This is a genomic window from Pedobacter petrophilus (assembly GCF_009674725.1).
Classification (GTDB): domain Bacteria; phylum Bacteroidota; class Bacteroidia; order Sphingobacteriales; family Sphingobacteriaceae; genus Pedobacter; species Pedobacter petrophilus.
Map to the genome: position 1 here is coordinate 1 of NZ_WKKH01000127.1, position 496 is coordinate 496.

1 protein-coding gene is annotated in these 496 nt (G+C 27.6%); it reads left to right on the forward strand.

Annotation, left to right across the window (positions count from 1 at the left end; all coding sequences use genetic code 11):
• On the forward strand, window positions 1-423 hold a 423-nt coding region (locus GJU39_RS23330; protein ID WP_154283385.1), incomplete at its 5' end, for a DUF4269 domain-containing protein.
• Window positions 424-496 lie beyond the last annotated feature (73 nt).

The window sequence follows — 496 nt, forward strand, 5'->3', positions numbered from 1 at the left end:
CCCATTCTTGTCGGAACTATACCTATAAATATTCATCTTGAAAACAGCGATCTTGACATCATTTGTTGTTTTTCAGATAGACTAGAATTTCAGAAATCACTTATCGAAAATTTTAAATACGAAAATAATTTTTCAATTAAAGAGATACAAAATTTACATCCAATTCCTGTTGTAGCCAACTTCTTTGTAGACAATTTTGAAATTGAAATTTTTGGTCAAAATATTCCAATTAAGCAACAGCTTGGATATAGACATTTAATAATTGAAAACAATTTAATAAATCTACACGGTGAAAAATTCAGGCAGCAAATAATTAAACTTAAACAAGGAGGCTACAAAACTGAACCAGCATTTGCAATGCTTCTGGGGTTAATTGGTGACCCATATGTTGAACTATTAAAATTTGAAGACGATAATGAATAATTAAATTCAATCTCGCCAAAAACTAAATTAAATAATAAATTTCAAATGATTTGCATTTAAGAAATTCAATTCT